17 protein-coding genes are annotated in these 17,425 nt (G+C 70.0%); 7 read left to right on the plus strand and 10 right to left on the minus strand.

Annotated elements, in window-relative coordinates; all coding sequences use genetic code 11:
* Window positions 1-4: 4 nt before the first annotated feature.
* The 5 genes from HJD23_RS21210 (at window position 5) to HJD23_RS21230 (ending at window position 6,741) form a co-directional block, all read left to right on the plus strand.
* Complete coding sequence (locus HJD23_RS21210) at window positions 5-1,417, plus strand: bifunctional glycosyltransferase family 2/GtrA family protein (protein ID WP_171113639.1); 1,413 nt, start codon at window positions 5-7, stop codon at window positions 1,415-1,417.
* Window positions 1,414-3,603: a glycosyltransferase family 39 protein gene (locus HJD23_RS21215; protein WP_171113640.1), complete on the plus strand. Its 2,190-nt coding sequence runs from the start codon at window positions 1,414-1,416 to the stop codon at window positions 3,601-3,603. The genes HJD23_RS21210 and HJD23_RS21215 overlap by 4 nt, the downstream gene beginning before the upstream one ends.
* A 73-nt stretch (window positions 3,604-3,676) precedes the next feature.
* Window positions 3,677-5,167 carry an MFS transporter gene (locus HJD23_RS21220; protein ID WP_171113641.1) on the plus strand — a complete coding sequence of 497 codons (1,491 nt, stop codon included), beginning with the start codon at window positions 3,677-3,679 and terminating at the stop codon, window positions 5,165-5,167.
* 158 nt (window positions 5,168-5,325) lie between these two features.
* The gene (locus HJD23_RS21225; RefSeq protein ID WP_171113642.1) at window positions 5,326-6,087 is read left to right on the plus strand and encodes a TetR/AcrR family transcriptional regulator; all 762 of its coding nucleotides are present in this window, start codon (window positions 5,326-5,328) and stop codon (window positions 6,085-6,087) included.
* 90 nt (window positions 6,088-6,177) lie between these two features.
* On the plus strand, window positions 6,178-6,741 hold the full coding sequence (locus HJD23_RS21230; RefSeq protein ID WP_171113643.1) for a dihydrofolate reductase family protein: 564 nt from the start codon (window positions 6,178-6,180) through the stop codon (window positions 6,739-6,741).
* A 36-nt stretch (window positions 6,742-6,777) separates the two neighbouring features.
* Here HJD23_RS21230 and HJD23_RS21235 read toward each other — a convergent pair whose 3' ends face one another.
* The 8 genes from HJD23_RS21235 to HJD23_RS21270 form a co-directional block, all read right to left on the minus strand.
* Complete coding sequence (locus HJD23_RS21235; RefSeq protein ID WP_171113644.1) at window positions 6,778-7,248, minus strand: PPOX class F420-dependent oxidoreductase; 471 nt, start codon at window positions 7,246-7,248, stop codon at window positions 6,778-6,780.
* Between the two features lie 53 nt (window positions 7,249-7,301).
* The gene (locus HJD23_RS21240; protein ID WP_171113645.1) at window positions 7,302-7,724 is read right to left on the minus strand and encodes an NUDIX domain-containing protein; all 423 of its coding nucleotides are present in this window, start codon (window positions 7,722-7,724) and stop codon (window positions 7,302-7,304) included.
* Complete coding sequence (locus HJD23_RS21245; protein ID WP_171113646.1) at window positions 7,721-8,374, minus strand: dTMP kinase; 654 nt, start codon at window positions 8,372-8,374, stop codon at window positions 7,721-7,723. The genes HJD23_RS21240 and HJD23_RS21245 overlap by 4 nt, the downstream gene beginning before the upstream one ends.
* Window positions 8,371-9,873, minus strand: coding sequence for a radical SAM protein (locus HJD23_RS21250; protein ID WP_171113647.1), 1,503 nt, complete (start codon window positions 9,871-9,873; stop codon window positions 8,371-8,373). The genes HJD23_RS21245 and HJD23_RS21250 overlap by 4 nt, the downstream gene beginning before the upstream one ends.
* Window positions 9,827-10,663, minus strand: a complete 837-nt coding sequence (locus HJD23_RS21255) for a hypothetical protein (RefSeq protein ID WP_171113648.1) — start codon at window positions 10,661-10,663, stop codon at window positions 9,827-9,829. The genes HJD23_RS21250 and HJD23_RS21255 overlap by 47 nt, the downstream gene beginning before the upstream one ends.
* A gap of 165 nt (window positions 10,664-10,828) precedes the next feature.
* Complete coding sequence (locus tag HJD23_RS21260; RefSeq protein WP_171113649.1) at window positions 10,829-11,059, minus strand: hypothetical protein; 231 nt, start codon at window positions 11,057-11,059, stop codon at window positions 10,829-10,831.
* On the minus strand, window positions 11,056-11,442 hold the full coding sequence (locus HJD23_RS21265) for a hypothetical protein (protein ID WP_171113650.1): 387 nt from the start codon (window positions 11,440-11,442) through the stop codon (window positions 11,056-11,058). Before HJD23_RS21265 ends, HJD23_RS21260 begins: the two co-directional genes overlap by 4 nt.
* The gene (locus HJD23_RS21270) at window positions 11,442-11,678 is read right to left on the minus strand and encodes a hypothetical protein (RefSeq protein ID WP_332111964.1); all 237 of its coding nucleotides are present in this window, start codon (window positions 11,676-11,678) and stop codon (window positions 11,442-11,444) included. The genes HJD23_RS21265 and HJD23_RS21270 overlap by 1 nt, the downstream gene beginning before the upstream one ends.
* A gap of 326 nt (window positions 11,679-12,004) precedes the next feature.
* Between HJD23_RS21270 and HJD23_RS21275 the strand changes: the two genes are divergently transcribed.
* Complete coding sequence (locus HJD23_RS21275; protein WP_171113652.1) at window positions 12,005-13,171, plus strand: helix-turn-helix transcriptional regulator; 1,167 nt, start codon at window positions 12,005-12,007, stop codon at window positions 13,169-13,171.
* A gap of 7 nt (window positions 13,172-13,178) precedes the next feature.
* Entirely contained in the window at window positions 13,179-13,931 is a 753-nt protein-coding gene (locus tag HJD23_RS21280) for a 5-formyltetrahydrofolate cyclo-ligase (RefSeq protein WP_232108058.1), read from the plus strand.
* 11 nt (window positions 13,932-13,942) lie between these two features.
* Here HJD23_RS21280 and HJD23_RS21285 read toward each other — a convergent pair whose 3' ends face one another.
* On the minus strand, window positions 13,943-14,767 hold the full coding sequence (locus HJD23_RS21285) for a YceI family protein (RefSeq protein WP_171113653.1): 825 nt from the start codon (window positions 14,765-14,767) through the stop codon (window positions 13,943-13,945).
* Window positions 14,768-14,844: 77 nt separating this feature from the next.
* Entirely contained in the window at window positions 14,845-17,394 is a 2,550-nt protein-coding gene (locus HJD23_RS21290; RefSeq protein WP_171113654.1) for an MFS transporter, read from the minus strand.
* Window positions 17,395-17,425 lie beyond the last annotated feature (31 nt).

Raw genomic sequence — 17,425 nt, forward strand, 5'->3', positions numbered from 1 at the left:
TGCCATGCGAACCGACTCTTCTCCCGACTCTTCTCCCGGCACCCTGCCGGCGCGGGAGCACCTCCCGGCCGGAGACGCCGGTACGCCTGTCCTGGACGTAGTGGTCCCCGTCTACAACGAGGAGAAGGACCTCCAGCCGTGTGTGCTCCGGCTCCACGAGCACCTGACGCGGACCTTCCCGTACTCGTTCCGCATCACCATCGCGGACAACGCGTCGACCGACACCACCCCGCAGGTGTCCGCGCGGCTGGCGGCCGAGCTTTCGGAGGTACGGGCGTTCCGGCTGGAGCAGAAAGGCCGCGGGCGCGCCCTGCGCACCGTCTGGTCGGCCTCCGACGCCCCGGTCCTCGCCTACATGGACGTCGACCTGTCGACCGACCTCAACGCGCTGCTCCCCCTCGTCGCACCGCTGATCTCCGGCCACTCCGACCTGGCGATCGGCTCCCGGCTCGCCCGCAGCTCGCGCGTGGTGCGCGGCGCCAAGCGGGAGTTCATCTCCCGCTCCTACAACCTCATCCTGCGCGGCTCGCTCCAGGCCCGCTTCTCCGACGCCCAGTGCGGCTTCAAGGCGATCCGGCGCGATGTCGCCCAGGTGCTGCTGCCGCTCGTCGAGGACACCGGCTGGTTCTTCGACACCGAGATGCTGGTGCTCGCCGAGCGGGCGGGACTGCGGATCCACGAGGTGCCGGTCGACTGGGTCGACGACCCCGACTCCACCGTGCACATCGTCAGGACGGCGACCGAGGACCTCAAGGGCGTGTGGCGGGTGGGCAGGGCCCTGGCCACCGGTTCGCTGCCGCTGGACCGGCTCACCCGGCCGTTCGGTGACGATCCGCGCGACCGCGAGCTGACCGACGTACCCAAGGGACTCGCCCGGCAGCTGCTCGGCTTCTGTGTCGTCGGTGGCCTGTCCACCCTCTTCTACCTGCTGCTCTACACCGTCTTCCGCGGCTTCACCGGCTCGCAGGTCGCCAACGCGCTCGCCCTGCTCGTCTCCGCGATCGCGAACACGGCCGCCAACCGCCGGCTCACCTTCGGGGTGCGCGGCCGGGGCGGGGCCGTCCGGCACCAGGCGCAGGGCCTGGTCGTCTTCGGCATCGGCCTCGTCCTCACCAGCGGCTCGCTCGCCGCCCTGAACACCGCGACGACCGACCCCGGCCACTCCACCGAGCTGGCCGTCCTGATCGCCGCCAACCTCGCGGCGACGGTGCTGCGGTTCCTGCTCTTCCGGGCGTGGGTGTTCCCGGAGCGGCGCGATCAGGAGCCCACCGCCTCCGTACCGACGTACACCACCGAGCCGTACAGCCCGTACCAGTTCCGCGCCGGTGCCGCCGCGGAGCGCACCACCTGGGGGGACGCCACCCTGCGACTGCAGCCGGTGCGTCCGCACGACTCCGATCAGAGGGAAGCCCGATGACGACCACGACCACCCTGCGGCCCCCGGCGGCCGACCTGCCGACCGCGCCCGCGTCCGGCCGACCCGCGCAGCCCTTCGTACGACGGCTCTGGCGCGGCCGCCCCGAGGACCCCCGCTGGGCACGCCCGGCCTTCCTCGCCACGCTCCTCGTCATCGGCGCGCTGTACACCTACAACCTCACCGCCTCCGGATACGCCAACTCCTTCTACTCCGCGGCCGTCCAGGCCGGCAGCCAGTCGTGGAAGGCGTTCTTCTTCGGCTCGCTGGACGCGGCGAACGCCATCACCGTCGACAAGCCCCCGGCCTCCCTGTGGCCGATGGCCCTCTCCGTGCGGCTCTTCGGGCTGAACTCGTTCGCGATCCTGTTCCCGCAGGTGCTGATGGCGGTGGCGACGGCGGGTGTGCTGTACGCGTCCGTGCGCCGCCGGTTCCCGGCCGTCGCCGGGCTGCTCACCATGGCGGTCTTCGCGCTGACGCCGGTCGCCGCGCTGATGTTCCGCTTCAACAACCCCGACGCGGCCCTCGCCCTGCTGATGGCCACCGCCGTCTACTGCACCCAGCGCGCGCTGGACAAGGCGCAGACGAGGTGGCTCGTGTGGGCAGGGGTGGCGATCGGCTTCGCGTTCCTGGTCAAGACGCTCCAGGCGTTCCTGATCCTGCCCGTGCTCGCCCTGGTGTACGTCGTCCTCGCACCGACGACCGTGCGCAGGCGGATCGGGCAGGTCCTGCTCGCCGGGCTGGCGATGGTCCTCGCGGGCGGCTGGTGGGTGGCGATCGTCGAGCTGTGGCCGGCGTCCTCCCGCCCGTACGTCGGCGGCTCGCAGAACAACTCCTTCCTGGAGCTGACCTTCGGCTACAACGGCCTCGGCCGGATCAACGGCGAGGAGACCGGCAGCGTCGGCGGCGGCCAGGGCGGCGGCTGGGGCGAGACCGGCTGGGACCGGATGTTCAGCTCCAACATCGGCGGCCAGATCTCCTGGCTGATCCCGGCGGCGCTGATCCTGCTGGTGGCTGCCCTGGTACTGACACGCAAGCTCAAGCGCACGGACACCACCCGCGCCACCTTCCTCCTCTGGGGCGGCTCGCTGCTGATCACCATGGTGATCTTCAGCTTTATGCAGGGCATCTTCCACGAGTACTACACCGTCGCCCTGGCCCCCTACATCGCACCGCTGATCGGTATGGGCGCGGCCCTGCTGTGGCAGGAGCGCGGCCGGATGTGGGCCTCGCTGACCCTCGCTGCCGCGATGACGGCCACCGCGGCCTGGGGGTACGTCCTGTTGAACCGCTCCTCCGACTCGTATCCGTGGCTGAAGTGGGTCGTGCTGGTGGGCGGGTCGGCCGCCGCGCTGGGCCTGGTCTTCGTGAACCGGCTCGGGCGTCAACTGGCACTCGGCGTCGTGGCGTTGAGTTTCGTGACCGGGCTGGCCGGTCCGACGGCGTACACGCTCACGACGCTGGGCGAGGGTCACACCGGCTCGATCGTGACGGCGGGTCCGGCCGTCGCGGGTGGCCGGGGCGGTGGTCCCGGTGGGGGCGGCGGCATGGGTGGCGGTCCCGGTGGGGGCGGCTTCCCGGGCGGTGGCCAGAACCAGCAGGGTCAGGGTCAGCAGGGTCAGGGTCAGCAGGGTCAGGGTCAGCAGGGACAGGGCGGCGGCATGGGCCAGCCCCCGACCGGCGGCACCGGCGGCACCGGCGGCTTCCCCGGCCAGAATCAGCAGGGCCAGAACCAGCAAGGCCAGAACCAGCAGGGCAACACCTTCCCCGGCGGCGGCCCCATGGGCGAGGGCGGCGGCGGTATGGGCGGCGTCGGCGGCCTCCTCAACGGCGCCGGCGTCACCGATGAGGCCAAGGAACTGCTGGAGCAGAACGCCGGGGACTACACCTGGGCGGCCGCCGCCATCGGCGCCCAGAACGCCGCGAGCTACCAACTCGCCACCGGCGAGGCCGTGATGGCGATCGGCGGCTTCAACGGCACCGACCCGTCCCCGACACTCGCCCAGTTCAAGCAGTACGTGGCGGACGGCAGCATCCACTACTTCATCGCCGGTGGAGCGGGCGGCGGCGGCGTGGGCGGTTCCGGCAACGGTACGTCGTCGCAGATCAGCTCCTGGGTCCAGGAGAACTTCAAGGAGGTCACGGTCGGTTCGGCCACGTTCTACGACCTGACGCAGCCGACGAGCTGACGCCGTCACCGGCCCGGTCACCCGGCGGGCAATTTCTTGTACACCGTATGGGAGGTATTCTACGCTGTACAGCATGTCGACGACCTCCGACGTCCAGGCCCCGGAACACACCCCGGCCGGTCACCCGCAGCGCTGGCTGATCCTCGGTGTCATCTGCCTCGCGCAGCTCACCGTGCTGCTGGACAACACCGTTCTGAACGTGGCGATCCCCTCCCTCACCCAGGAGTTGGACGCGGCCACCTCCGACATCCAGTGGATGATCAACGCCTACTCCCTCGTGCAGTCGGGCCTGCTGCTCACCGCGGGCAGCGCCGCCGACCGCTACGGCCGCAAGAAGATGCTGATCGCCGGTCTGGCGCTGTTCGGCATCGGCTCGCTGGTGGCCGGACTCGCCGACTCCTCCGGGCAGTTGATCGCCGCGCGGGCCGGGATGGGCGTCGGCGGTGCGCTGCTGCTGACCACCACCCTCGCGGTCGCGATGCAGATCTTCGCGCCCGAGGAGCACCCCAAGGCGATCGGCATCTGGAGTGCCGTCAACGCGCTGGGCTTCGCGACCGGGCCGCTGATCGGCGGGTTCATGCTGGACCACTTCTGGTGGGGCGCGATCTTCCTGATCAACCTGCCGGTCGTGGTGCTCGGCCTGGTCGCGGTGGTCGCGCTGGTGCCGGAGTCGAAGAATCCGCAGGGCGACCGTCCCGACCTGCTCGGTGCGCTGCTCTCCACGATCGGTATGGCCTCGCTGGTGTTCGCGATCATCTCCGGGCCGGAGCACGGGTGGACGTCCGGGCAGGTGCTGGCGAGCGGGGGCGTCGCGGTGGTCGTGCTCGGGCTGTTCGCCTGGTGGGAGAGCAGGATTCCGTACCCGATGCTGGATCTGCACTTCTTCCGCAACCAGCGGTTCACGGGGGCGGTGGCCGGTGCCGTGCTGATCACCTTCGGGATGGGCGGGGCGCTGTTCCTGCTCACGCAGCATCTGCAGTTCGTGCTCGGGTACGCGCCGCTGGAGGCCGGGCTGCGGACGGCGCCGCTCGCCCTGGTCGTCGTGGTGCTCAACTTCTCCGGGGTGTCGGCGAAGTGGACGGTGAAGCTCGGTACGCCGGTGTCGATCGGGCTCGGGATGGTGCTGATGTCGGGCGGGCTGGTGTCGATCGCGACGCTGGCCTCCGGCGGGTACGCCGGGACGCTGCTCGGGCTGATCCTGATCGGGGTGGGGTGCGCGATCGCCAACCCAGCGATGGCGCACGCCATCATGAGCGCGATTCCGCCCGCGAAGGCCGGGGTGGGGGCCGGGATCAACGGCACGCTCGCGGAGTTCGGCAACGGGCTGGGGGTCGCGGTGCTGGGGGCTGTGCTCAACTCCCGGTTCGCGGCGCTGATTCCGGTGGCGGCGAGTTCGTTGCCCGCGGCGCTCGCCTCGGCGGGGTCCGAGGGGGAGCGGCGGGAGATCACCGAGGCGTTCTCGTCCGGGCTGGAGAGCAGTCAGTTGGTGGGGGCGGGGGCTGTGCTGGTGGGGGGTCTGCTGGCGGCGGTGCTGTTGAAACGGGCGGAGCGGACGGATGCCTAAGAGCTCGGGAGGTGTTGTTCGTCTGGCGGGTGCGGACCGTGGAGGGTTGCTCGCGGCCCACGCGGCGGAGCCGCATATCGAATACAGTCCCGCGCCCCTGACGGGGCGCTGCAGCCTAGCCTTGTGACCAGGGAACCCACTGTGAGGAAGGTGCGCCGATGGCGAAGGCAGCTGCTGGGCGGGCTCCGCGGGCCAGTGTCTGGCTGGAGGGCAAGGCACCCCGCGGTGGGCGTGGGGGCGGGCAGCCGTCGGGGCTGGACCGGGAGCGGATCACCGAGGTGACCGTGCGGCTGCTGGACGCCGAGGGGCTTGCGAAGTTCTCGATGCGGCGGCTGGCCGCCGAGCTGAACGTCACGGCGATGTCCGTCTACTGGTACGTCGACACCAAGGACGACCTCCTCGAACTCGCCCTCGACGCCGCCTTCGGCGAGCTGCGGCTGCCCGACCCGGACGCCGACGAGGACTGGCGCGACCAGCTGCGGGCGCTCGCCACCGAGTACCGTGCGCTGCTGGTGCGCCACCCCTGGCTGTCGCCGCTCGCGGGGACGTACCTCAACATCGGGCCGAACGCCCTCGCGTTCTCCCGGGTCGTCCAGCGGGTGATCCGCAAGACCGGATTGCCCGCGCACCGCCTGACGGGCGCGATCTCGGCCGTCCTCCAGTTCGTGTACGGCTACGGCACCATCGAGGGCCACTTCTTCGCCCGCGTCGCGGAGACCGGCATGACCCCGGACGACTACTTCCAGCAGGCCATGAGCTCGGTGAGCGAGAGGCCGGAGACCGCCGAGGTCATCCAGGAGTCCAAGAACATCATGGCGGCCCGCGGCGGCGACACGGTCGCCGAGATGCTGGACCGCGACTTCACCTTCGCCCTGGACCTGCTGGTGGCGGGCATCGAGGCGATGGTCGAACGCGGCTGACCGGGCGGCTGCTCGGATTCCGCGAGTCGCGATGAGTTCTGCGGCGTCCGGCGGTCGTACTGTCGAAGCCGCTATCGAGGAGGACTTCTGATGCGCAGCGTGACCTATTCGATGGGCGTCTCGCTTGACGGCTACATCGTCGGGCCGGACGGCAGCTTCGCCTGGACGGAGCCCGACGACGAGGTCTTTCGCTTCTGGATCGACGAGATCCGAGAGGTCGGCGTCCACCTGTTGGGACGACGGCTGTACGAGACGATGCTGTACTGGGAGACCGCCGACCAGGATCCCTCGCTCGACGACTCAGGGCTCGAGTGGACCGCGCTCTGGAAACCGCTCCCCAAGGTGGTGTTCTCCACCACGCTGTCGGCGGTGCAGGGCCATGCCCGCCTGGCCTCCGGCGGCCTGGCGGAGGAGATCGAGCGGTTGCGAGCCGAGCCGGGGGAGGGCGACATCGCGATCGGCGGCGCGACTCTCGCCGCCGAGGCGGCCGCGCTGGGTCTGATCGACGAGTACCGGGCCGTGGTCCACCCGGTGCTGGTCGGCGGTGGCATCCCCTTCTTCCCCCGGCGCGAGCGCCGGGTGGATCTCGAACTCGTCGAGACCCGCACCTTCAGCTCGGGAGTCGTCTACCTCCGCCACCGCGTGGCGCGCTAGTCCCCTTCCACCAGGGCTAGTCCCCCTCCACCAGCGCTAGTCCCCTTCCACCAGCCGCGCCGGAAATCCCCCCGTGGCCACCGGACCCCACCGCTCCGGTGTGACCCGGATGATCGACTTGCCCTGCTTCAGCATGGCCTGCCGGTACTCCGCCCAGTCCGGGTGCTCCCCGGCGATGTTGCGGTAGTACTCCACGAGCGGTTCCACGGAGTCGGGGGCGTCGACGACCTCGGCGGTGCCGTCGACCTGGACCCACGGCCCGTTCCAGTCGTCGCTCAGGACGAGAACGCTGACCCGGGGGTCCCGCTTGGCGTTGCGGGTCTTGGCCCGCTCCGGATAGGTGGACACCACGATCCGGCCCGAGTCGTCGACTCCGCAGGTCAGCGGGGACGCCTGGGGGCTGCCGTCGGCGCGGCGGGTGATCAGGAGGGCGTGATGGCGGGGGCGTACGAAGTCCAGGAGTTCGTCGAGCGAGACGCGGGTGTTGGTCGCGATGTTCGGTGCCATGGCGTCAGCGTAGGGGCAGGCCGGCGCTCTCAGCGTGACCCTGCGAGGGTCAGTCACCAGCCGTGCAGCGTGAGCGTGCCGGTGCCGGAGAGGTAGCCCCTCAGCCCTGCGGCGGGATACTCGATGATGTCGTCCGGGAGGTCGTGCACGTCGAACCATCGCAGGTCGAGGCACTTGTCGGGCTCGCGGTTGGCGGGTTCGCCGGTCCACTCGGTGGCCAGGAAGAAGAAGCCGATCCGGTCACCCTCCGCCTGATGGTGGTGCACGACGTGGACCATGCGCAGGTGCGCGGGGTCCACGGTGACACCGGTCTCTTCGAGAAGCTCCCGCGCGGCGCCGTCGGGCAGCGACTCGCCGGGGTCGAGCTTCCCGGACGGGAGATGCCATCGGCCGTGGCCGTAGGGGCCGCCGCGCTGGGACATGAGGATCTTGTCACCGTCGCGCAAGATCACGTGTGTGTCGAGGATGGTCGTCATCTGGTCACCGTGAGCGGAGCGGGGTCACTGGGACCGACGTTACCGGGGTGGCGGACGAGCGATGAGGCGATCTGTGCGGCTGCCTCCGACGGTGTGACGCTCCCGGTGTCGAGGACCAGGACAGGAACGTTCATGCCGCGCAGCGTCTCGGCGGCCTGTTCATACAGGGCGAGTTCGCGGGTGGGGACGGATGGATCACGTTCGAAGCGGTGGTGTGCTCCGCGTGTCGTGAGCCGCTGCGTGATCACGTGTGGCTCGGCGGTGAGGATGACCGCGAGGTCGGGGAGTGTGATGCCGTCGTTGAGCGCCAGGAGGAAGGGTTCCGGTACGTCGTCGAGGCGTTGCACGACGAGGGTGGATGCGAGGTAGCGGTCACAGACGACCGTGTACCCGTCGGCGAGCCAGGGGTGTATCTCGTGGTCTAGGTGGTCGTATCGGTCGGCTGCGACGAGGCAGGCGAGAGCGTGTCCGCCGATCTCGTCGGCGTGGGCGCGGGTGAACGCGCCGATGGGGCGGGTGGACGGCTCGCATGTGGCGTGCACCCGGTGACCGTGGCCGCGCAGCATGTCGGCGAGGGTGCTGACGAGAGTGGACTTGCCGACGCCTCCTGGGCCGTCCACGGTGACGAAGGTTCCGGGGCGGTGTGTCATGCGGCCGGGCCCCCTTCGTTGCGCTCGTGCTGTTCGCGGGAGAGGGCGGCCAGATGTTCGCGGATCTCCGCCAGCGGAGTCTCGGAGAACTGGATGCCAACGGAGAAGTTGAATTCGTCGCGTCCACGCATGGCCTCGTCCGCGCCGTGCTCGGTGAGGTCCACATCCCCGTACGCGAGCATCTGCCCGGGGTCGTGGCCGGTTTCGACCAGGCGGGACCAGATCGGCGTACCGGGGTAGGGCCGGAACTCGAACACGGAGGCACGGAAGGCGCCCGGTAATCGGCCGGACAGCGTCCACAGGCTGTGGATGTGCGAGACGGTCGCATCGAGGTCGTCGCGGCGCTCGTCGGGATAACCGAGGATGAAGTACCCCTTCACGTTGATGCCTCGCGCCATGAGACTACGCGCGACGGACGCCGTCATGTCGGCGGTGATGCGCTTGTCCATGGCCCTGAGCACGCGGTCACTGCCCGACTCGATGCCCAGCGCGACTTCGCGCAGTCCGTTCGCGGCGAGGGTGTCCAGCAGGGCGTCGTCGGCGCGGTGCAGGACGTTGATGCGGCCGGTGGCGTCCCATACGTACCGCTCGCCGATGCGATGCGTGGTGAATGCCGTCATCGAGTCGCGGATGATGCGGTCCGCACCGAGGAAGAGGTCATCCACGAATCGGAACGCCGTGACGCCGTGGTCGGCGTGCAGTCGTTGGAGTTCCGCGATGATTCCTTCCGGTGAGCGGGTACGGATCTTGATGTCAGGGTTGGCGGTGACGGCGGCGCCGCAGAACCCGCAGTCGTACGGGCAGCCGCGCGAGTCGACGATGTTCGCCTCGGTCCGACCGTCGTCGGCGCGGTATGGATCCTGCGGCAGGAACGCGCGGTCGACGAACGGCAGGGCGTCGATGTCCGGGGCGGTCCACTGGTGGACGTTCTTGCCCTGCGGGAGTCCGATGGCGTTGGTGCCGAGCCGGTGATCCCGCCACATGACGGCGGGGAGTTCGGCGCGGCACCGCTCGTCGTCGAGCAGTGCGGCCACGCGGGTTTCGCCCTCCCCCAGGATCAGCGCGTGCAGCCGCTTCATGCGAGGGTCGGCGAGCACGGTGGCGGGCATGGCCTTCGCGTGGTGTCCGCCGACCATGAGACGGATGTCCTCGTCGAGGCCGGCGGCGATGCGCGCCGACAGCTCATACGTGGGGGCCAGGAGGTTCATGCCGACCCATCGGGGTTTCGCCTCGTTGATGGTGGCGATGGTCTCCGCCAGTCCGAGGCCGTGAGCCTCGGCGTCGAGTACGCCGACGTTGAACCCTTCCTGTGCGGCGTATGTGGCGATGTACGCCATGCCGAGGACGGGCAACGTGTAGTCGTTGACGCGGGGTCGCTGGTCGTAGTCGCGCAGGGGCGCGTTGACGAACAGCGCATCGAGGGCGCGGGAGGTGTCCGCGCCGTTGATGGGGTCAGGTGTGGCGCGGGGCGGTACCTCCGTCGTGCTGAGTGCGGGCATGGCTCCCCCAGGTGAGAGTGAACAGGGTCAGGGCATGGAGCTGTGGGCGGTCCGGCGCCCATCGGCGCCATCGGGCTTCGAATCCGCGCTCGTCATCGGGCACGATCACGGTGGGTGACGCGGCGCGTGCCCAGGTGCGGACCGCGAGGTCCCCGTGTGGGTAGACCGAGAAATCGCCGGTGTAGTCGGCGGCGGCTGCCGATGCCGTCCATGGACCGATGCGCGGCACCTCGTCGAGTGCCTTGACGAGTTCATCGGGGCTCATGGCGGCCCACCGCTCGTGGTTGTCCCGGTAGGCAGTGGCAGCGGCCTGGAGGGCGGTGCGGTGGAACTTCGCGCCGACGTCCGCGAACGCCTCGTCCGGGAGTTGCAGGACGGTCCGCGGGCCGGGCGGCACGGCCAACGGTCCGGTCGGAGTGTCCACGGTCCGGCCGTGCACCGCGCACCAACGCCGGTAGACCTTGCGCGCCTGTGCCGCGCGTACGACCTGGCGCAGGATGGCCGTGGTGATCGCGTCCCACAGAGACGGGTTGGTGAGACGGACGACCGTGCCGAGAGCCATGAGAGGGCGGAGGAACGGTTCCGGAGCCTTGCCGTGTGGAAGTTGGGCCGAGGGCGTGCGGGACACCAGCGGTGCGGCGTTGTCCGCTGGGTCCACAGGGCGTAGATCGAGCGCATCGCCGTCCCACTGGGTGAACCAGATGGCGCCGTCATGGTGGACGACTCGCGCGGCCTGTCCGTCGGCGTCGGTGATCCATGCGGGGTGATCCGTGATCAGCGTCGTACTCAAGGGTCCGTCTCCACTCGTGGGACCGGTGCGGCGGGCGGGGTGCTCGTCGTCGGCCCCTGTCTAACGAGGCGGGTGGGTTGCGTGGCGTGGGACTGCGCGGCACGTCGTATTTCTTCCCTTCTGCCGTCGCTGCGGACGGGCTTTCGGCTTCCGACTGCGCTGGGGCTACTCCTCGCGTGTCACGCGGGCGTGGTCGGTCACGACACGGCGAAAGAAGGCGTGCCCCGTGCGCCCTGCGTGCCGCAGAGCCCAGTCCTGAGCGGCCTCCTGCACTTGCTGCGGCCCCGATTCCGCCGCACAGTCCGGTGCATCGCAGCGGATCTCGTAGCTCACCCCGCCTTCCGGGTCGTGCCGGATGGTGTGCGGAACGTAGTGATAGGCGGCGCGCGGGCTCACCGGGAGCCTCCCGACTCGGCGTCATCGGGGACGCTGGGGCTGGAGCCGGCGATGTCTCCGGCGTCTTCCTCCTCGATGTCCGTAACTCGTGCGGAAAGACGCAGTCCGCGCGACTCGGCGACCCGCAGTGCATCGCTGAGGCACTCGGCGAGCCGGATCCCGGCGTAGCGCAGTTCGGCATGCGGGGACATGGGATCGTCCAGCACCTTGAGGGCGCAGGCGAGCACGTCGGCGCCCGTGGCCAGTTGCACGGCTTCCGTGCGGTCGGCAAGGCGTGACAGATATCCGTCCTCCCTGTCGGTGACGAGGAAGCACGGCTTGCTCTCGGGGGACGTCCACGGGAGGAGGCGAAGTGGGGTGATGGCTTTCGAGGCAGGTTCCATCAGACGGCCACCTGTCCCGCGCCGCTCAAGTGTCGGCCGAGGTCGATCCCGAAGGCCGTGGCGAGCACGAGGCGGTGGCGCTGCCTGCGCGCGCATTCCTGTTCGTGGGCGGTGAGGTAGGGGCGCACGAGGCGGCATTCGGCGCCGTCGAGGGGGAGGTGGAAACCGTAGGGGGAACGGTGGAGGGGGAGGGAGGGGCACGCCGGGTCGGGGTCGGCGGTGAAGCGAGGCGCCACCGGGCGTGGGGCGGCGGATTGCACTCCCGCGCGGCGCCGTCCAGTGCCAGGGGCGAACAGAACCCTCAACCATTCGGTGAGGCGACGGATAAGGTCGTGCATGTCGGTCTGCTCCGTTCAGATCGGCCGTGCCCCGGGAGGTCAGCCCACCTCGCCGGGGTTTGACGTCTGTCAGTCGTTCGGTGCAGATCCAGGGAACCGCTCCCTGCTGCCGCGAACCAGAGCAGAATTGACGCGTGGATGAGGCATCCACGATGCATCACTGGGCACGACCTGGTGATCTCTACCTCCGGAAATCGTGAGGAACGACGCGGGGAGATCGCTCCATGGCTCTGAAACGGCACAGCCTGGTGAGCCGCCGCCGGGCGGTGGGCCTCACGCAGGAGAGCCTCGCCGAGGCACTGCGGGTGGAACGCTCCACCGTCGCGCGCTGGGAGTCGGGGAAGACAGCGCCGCAGCCGTGGATTCGGCCGCGGCTGGCGGAAGTGCTGAGAGTCGGTGTGGAGGAGCTGACCGAACTCCTGGTCGTCTCGTCCAGCGACGAGCAGCGTCTGGCCGAGCGCACGGAGTACGCCATGCGCTACCCGTCCCGTGTAGATCTCTCGACGGTCGCCGAGCTCCGCAACAGCATGGACTCCCTGGGTGAGCGCTACGACCGTGTGCCCTCGGCGACGTTGCTGGCGCGAGCCTCCGAACACGCCAGCAAGGTTGCCTTCCTCGCCAGGGAAACTCCGTGTGGGCGGGTACAGCGAGAGATGTACATGCTTCAGGCGGATGCGGCGACCTTCATGGGCCAACTCATCTGGGATGCGTCCCAGCGCCGGGACCACACCACGGCCCGCTCGTACTACGCGCAGAGTGTCGACGTAGCTCGCCTTCTGGGCGACCCGAACACGGAAGGGCACGCCCTCTTACGGACCTGCTACGTGGCCCTCTACGGGGCCAACGACTACCAAGAAGGGCTGGACTTGGCACTCCAGGCAGCCCGTACGGCCGGGCACACCAGCCACGTCCTCACGGGGCTCGCCATGCTGCACGCCGCGGAGGCGTATGCCTACCTGGGCGAAGCAGGCGAGTGCGAACGCGCCCTGACAGGTGCTGAAAGGCACCTGAGCCAGGTCCACGGAGCTGACGCCGCTCATGAACTGTTTTCCCCCACCCACTTCGGCCGCCTGGCCGGCTCCTGTTATCTCTCCCTCGGCGACTACCGCAAAGCCGAAGAACTCCTGGCTCACACCGCCGCCGCACTGCACGACCGACGCAAGTCCCGGGCAATCGTCCTCGGCAACCTCACCCTGGCCCGCCTCCGGGACGGCGACCTCGATGCCGCAGTCGCCGCGTTCAACGACGCTGTGAGTGAGCTGCAAGGCACACGCGGAGGTGGTGGGATGAACATCATCTTCCGGGCCGCCCGAGAGATGCGCCCATGGCGGAACGAACCTGCGGTGCAGGACGCACAGGATCGGCTCATGGCGTTGATGGAAGCAGCATGACCAAGGCATGAAGGAGCCCCGCATGCGTGCAACGACTGACCAGGAGAAGCAGCAAGTACGCGAGAGGGTCTGGGATCTGCTCGACGCGTCGAGTGCCGTTCTCGACACGACGGCTCATGGCCGCATCCCGAACTTCAAAGGCTCAGAAACCGCCGCAGAGCGACTCGCCGCGCTGAAGCCCTGGCACAACGCACGCGTCATCAAGGCCGTACCCGACAAAGCCCAACTGCCCGTGCGCGCTCGCGCTCTCGCTGAGGGAAAGACCGTCTTCATGGCGGTGCCGAAGCTCGCCGACTTGCGCCCCTTCTACCTCCTCGACCCCGCCGTGCTCTCCGTCCCACCGCAGGAGGCGGCCTCCAGCAAGATCGCAGCAACTGTGGCTCCACGAGTCGATGTTGCCGATCTTCAACCCGTCGACATGGTGGTCGTCGGCAGCGTCGCGGTAAATCGGGCGGGTGTGCGCATCGGCAAGGGAGCCGGGTATTCGGATCTTGAGTTCGCGTTCCTGATGGAGGCCGGACTGATCAGCGACCGCACGGTCGTCGTCTCCACGGTTCACTCGCTCCAGGTGCTGGACGAGGACCTCCCGGCAACTGAGCACGACTTCGGGGTGAACCTGATCGTCACACCCGACGAGGTCATCTCCTGCCCGTCACCGCATCGCCCGGACGGACTGGTCTGGGAGCACCTGGATGCGCAGAAGATCGCTTCCATCCCGGTACTCGCGGCCCGTGCACCCGCGAAGCGGCGAAGGCGCTGACGCCGCCGCCCTCACGCCACCGGCAGCGACTCCCCCTGCACCGCCTGAATGTCCAGCTCCACCCTCAGCGTCGTACCGATGGCCGCGATCCCCGCCTGCAGGACCTGGTTGTAGTTCATCGCGAAGTCGTCCCGGTGCAGTTCCGTCGTCGCGCGGAACGCCGCCCGCGTCCCGCCCCACGGGTCGGGCCCGGTGCCGAGGTAGGCCAGGTCCAGGTCCACCGGCCGTACGACGCCGTGCATGCCCAGCTCGCCGTGGACCGTCCAGCGGTCGGTACCCGTGGCCGCCGTGACCCCCGTCGAGCGGTAGGTGATCTGCGGGTGCCGCTCGACGTCCAGGAAGTCGGCGGAGCGAAGATGCCCGTCCCGCATGCCGTTGCCGGTGTCGATGGACGCAGCCCGGATCACCGCCTCCACCCGGGACTTGGTGACGTCGTCCGGCGCGATCTCGATGGCGCCCGAGAACTGCGTGAACCGGCCCCGCACGCTGGAGATCCCCAGGTGCTGGGTGACGGCGCCCACGCCGGAGTGCGCCGGGTCGATGGTCCACGGCCCCGGCGGCGGCAGCTCCGCCCCGCCCCGGCGGGCCAGCGTCACCGTGCCGACCTCGGCCCGGCCGCTCGCCGTGACGATCGCGCTCGCGGCTGCGGGGGCGTAGCCGACGGCGGTGACGATGACGGTGTACGCCCCCGGGGGCAGGGGGTTCGCGTCCCGTACCGTCCCCTCCGCGTCCGCCTCCACGCGCAGCACCTGCGTTCCGGTCATGTCCGTCACGGTGACGACCGCGTGCGACACGGCCCATCCGTCCCGGGTGCGGATCCTCGCGGTCAGTCCCATGGCCTTCTACAACTCCCTGTACTGGAACCGGCCCGTGACGGGGCACCCGCCACGGGCCGGAGCCGATCTCTCGCGGACTACTCGCCGGGGTGGGCGAGTTCGATGTCGTGGGCGTCCACGCCGGTATCGGTGACCGTCAGCGCGGTCGCCACCGGCGGATAGCCGGTCGCGATCAGCGTGTACTCGCCGCCGTCCAGGTCGGTGAAGGCGTACGCCCCGTCCGTCCCGGTCGTCGCGGTGCCGACGACGTTGCCGGCCGCGTCGACCAGCGTCACGCGCGCGTCGGCCAGCGGCCCGTGCGGCGCCCGTACGACGCCCTGCACCCGGGCCCCCGCGTCCAGGTCGACCTCGACCCGGGTGACGCCGGTGCCACCCACCTCGACGGGCAGCGCGCGCGGCCGGAACCCGGCGGCGTCGACGGCGACGGTCACCGGCCCGGGCACCAGCTCGGCGAAGCCGAACTCGCCCAGCTCCCCGGTGGTCTGGCCGGCCAGCAGGTCGCCGCGCGCATCGGTCACGATCACCATCGCGTCCTTCACGGGCAGCGCGTTCCCGGCGGCCCGCACCACACCGGTCAGCCCGCTGGTGCCGCTGAGCAGGATGTCGTACGAGACCGGCTCACCGTTCACGACGATCGTGGACGCCTGCGGCTGGAACCCGTCGGCGGAGGCGATCAGGACGTACGAACCCGTGCCCGGCGCGTCCACCCCGTAGGAGCCGTCGGCCTGCGCGACCGAGCGGCCGAGCTGACGGCCGGAGAGGGAGATCAGCGTGACGGCGGCCTGCGGGACGGGCGCGTTCTCGGCGCCGCGGACATGGCCGCGCACCGGGACGCCGCCGGAGGACGGGGGCTGCTCGGTGGCCACGGCGACCGCCGCCGCGAGCCTCTGCGTGCCCTCGGGACCGGCCTCGGTGTCCGCCACGACCGCCCAGCTCGGGACCGGCTGTGCGGCGGGCGACGCGGTCGGCGATGCGGTCGGCGCCGCGGCGGGCGCGGCGGCCTGGGCCGGGGTCTCCTCGGCGGCCGCCTGCGCCAGCGCGCCCTTCGTCCTCAGCGGGACCTCCTTGATGAACAGCGAGCACAGCAGCGCGAGCAGCGCGACCGGCGCGGCGTAGAGGAAGACGTCCGCGATGCCGTGGCCGTACGAGCTCTCCATCAGCGTGCGGATGGGGCCGGGCAGGGCGTCCAGGTCCGGGATGCTGCCGCTGGAGGAGTTGGAACCGGCCAGCGCGGCGGCCGACTGCGGATCGAGGGCGGACGCGCCCTCCTCGACGTAGTGCGTGATCCGGTGGGCGAGCACCGCGCCCAGCGCGGAGACGCCGACTGCGCCGCCGAGGGAGCGGAAGAAGTTCACCACCGAGCTGGCCGCGCCCAGGTCGCTCGGGGCCACCTGGTTCTGCGTGGCCAGTACGAGGTTCTGCATCATCATGCCGACGCCGAGGCCGAGCAGCGCCATGTAGACCGCCACGTGCCAGTACTCGGTGTCGTACCGGATGGTGCCGAGCAGCCCGAGCCCGCCGGTCACCAGCACACCGCCGGCCAGCAGCCACGCCTTCCAGCGGCCGGTGCGGGTGATGATCTGCCCGGAGACGGTGGAGGAGAGGAACAGACCGGCGATCAGCGGGATGGTCAGGACGCCGGACATGGTCGGCGACTTGTCCCGGGCCAGCTGGAAGTACTGGCTGAAGAAGATGGTGCCGGCGAACATCGCCATACCGACGAACAGCGAGGCCAGCGAGGCCAGCGTGATGGTGCGGTTGCGGAACAGCCGCAGCGGGATGATCGGCTCGCCGGCCTTGGTCTCGATCAGCAGGAAGATCGCGAGCAGCGCGACCGTGCCGCCGACCATGGCGTACGTCTGCCAGGACACCCAGTCGTACTTGTCACCGGCGAAGGTCACCCAGATCAGCAGTAGGCAGACCGCGGCGGTGATGAAGAAGGCGCCCGCCCAGTCGACCCTGACCCGCCGCTTGACGACCGGCAGGTGCAGGGTGCGCTGGAGGACGATCAGGGCTATGACGGCGAAGGGGACGCCGACGTAGAAGCACCAGCGCCAGCCGAGCCAGTCGGTGTCGGTGATGACACCGCCGATCAGCGGGCCGCCGACCATCGCGGTCGCGAACGTCGCGCCGAGGTAGCCGTTGTAGCGGCCGCGCTCGCGCGGGGAGATCATCGCTGCGAGGATGATCTGGGCCAGCGAGGACAGACCGCCCATGCCGACGCCCTGGACCGCGCGGAAGGTGATCAGCATCGCCGGGTTCTGCGACAGTCCGGCCGCCGCCGAGCCCAGCACGAAGATCACCAGGGCCAGCTGGATCAGCAGCTTCTTGGAGAAGAGGTCGGCGAGCTTGCCCCACAGCGGGGTGGACGCCGTCATCGCCAGCAGCGACGCGGTCACCACCCAGGTGTAGGCGCTCTGGCCGCCGCCGAGGTCCTTGATGATGTCGGGCAGGGCGTTGGAGACGATCGTCGAGGACAGGATCGCCACGAACATGCCGAGCAGCAGTCCGGTCAGCGCCTCCATGATCTGCCGGTGCGTCATCGGGGCGCCGGAGCCGTGCGAGCCGTGGGCGCCTCCTCCGTGCCTGGCGTGGGCCCGCACACCGGCTGGTGTGGATGTTGCCATGGGCTTCCTTTTCTCTTACGGGATTGCGGGT

Source organism: Streptomyces sp. Z423-1 (genome assembly GCF_013009255.1).
GTDB lineage: Bacteria > Actinomycetota > Actinomycetes > Streptomycetales > Streptomycetaceae > Streptomyces > Streptomyces gossypiisoli.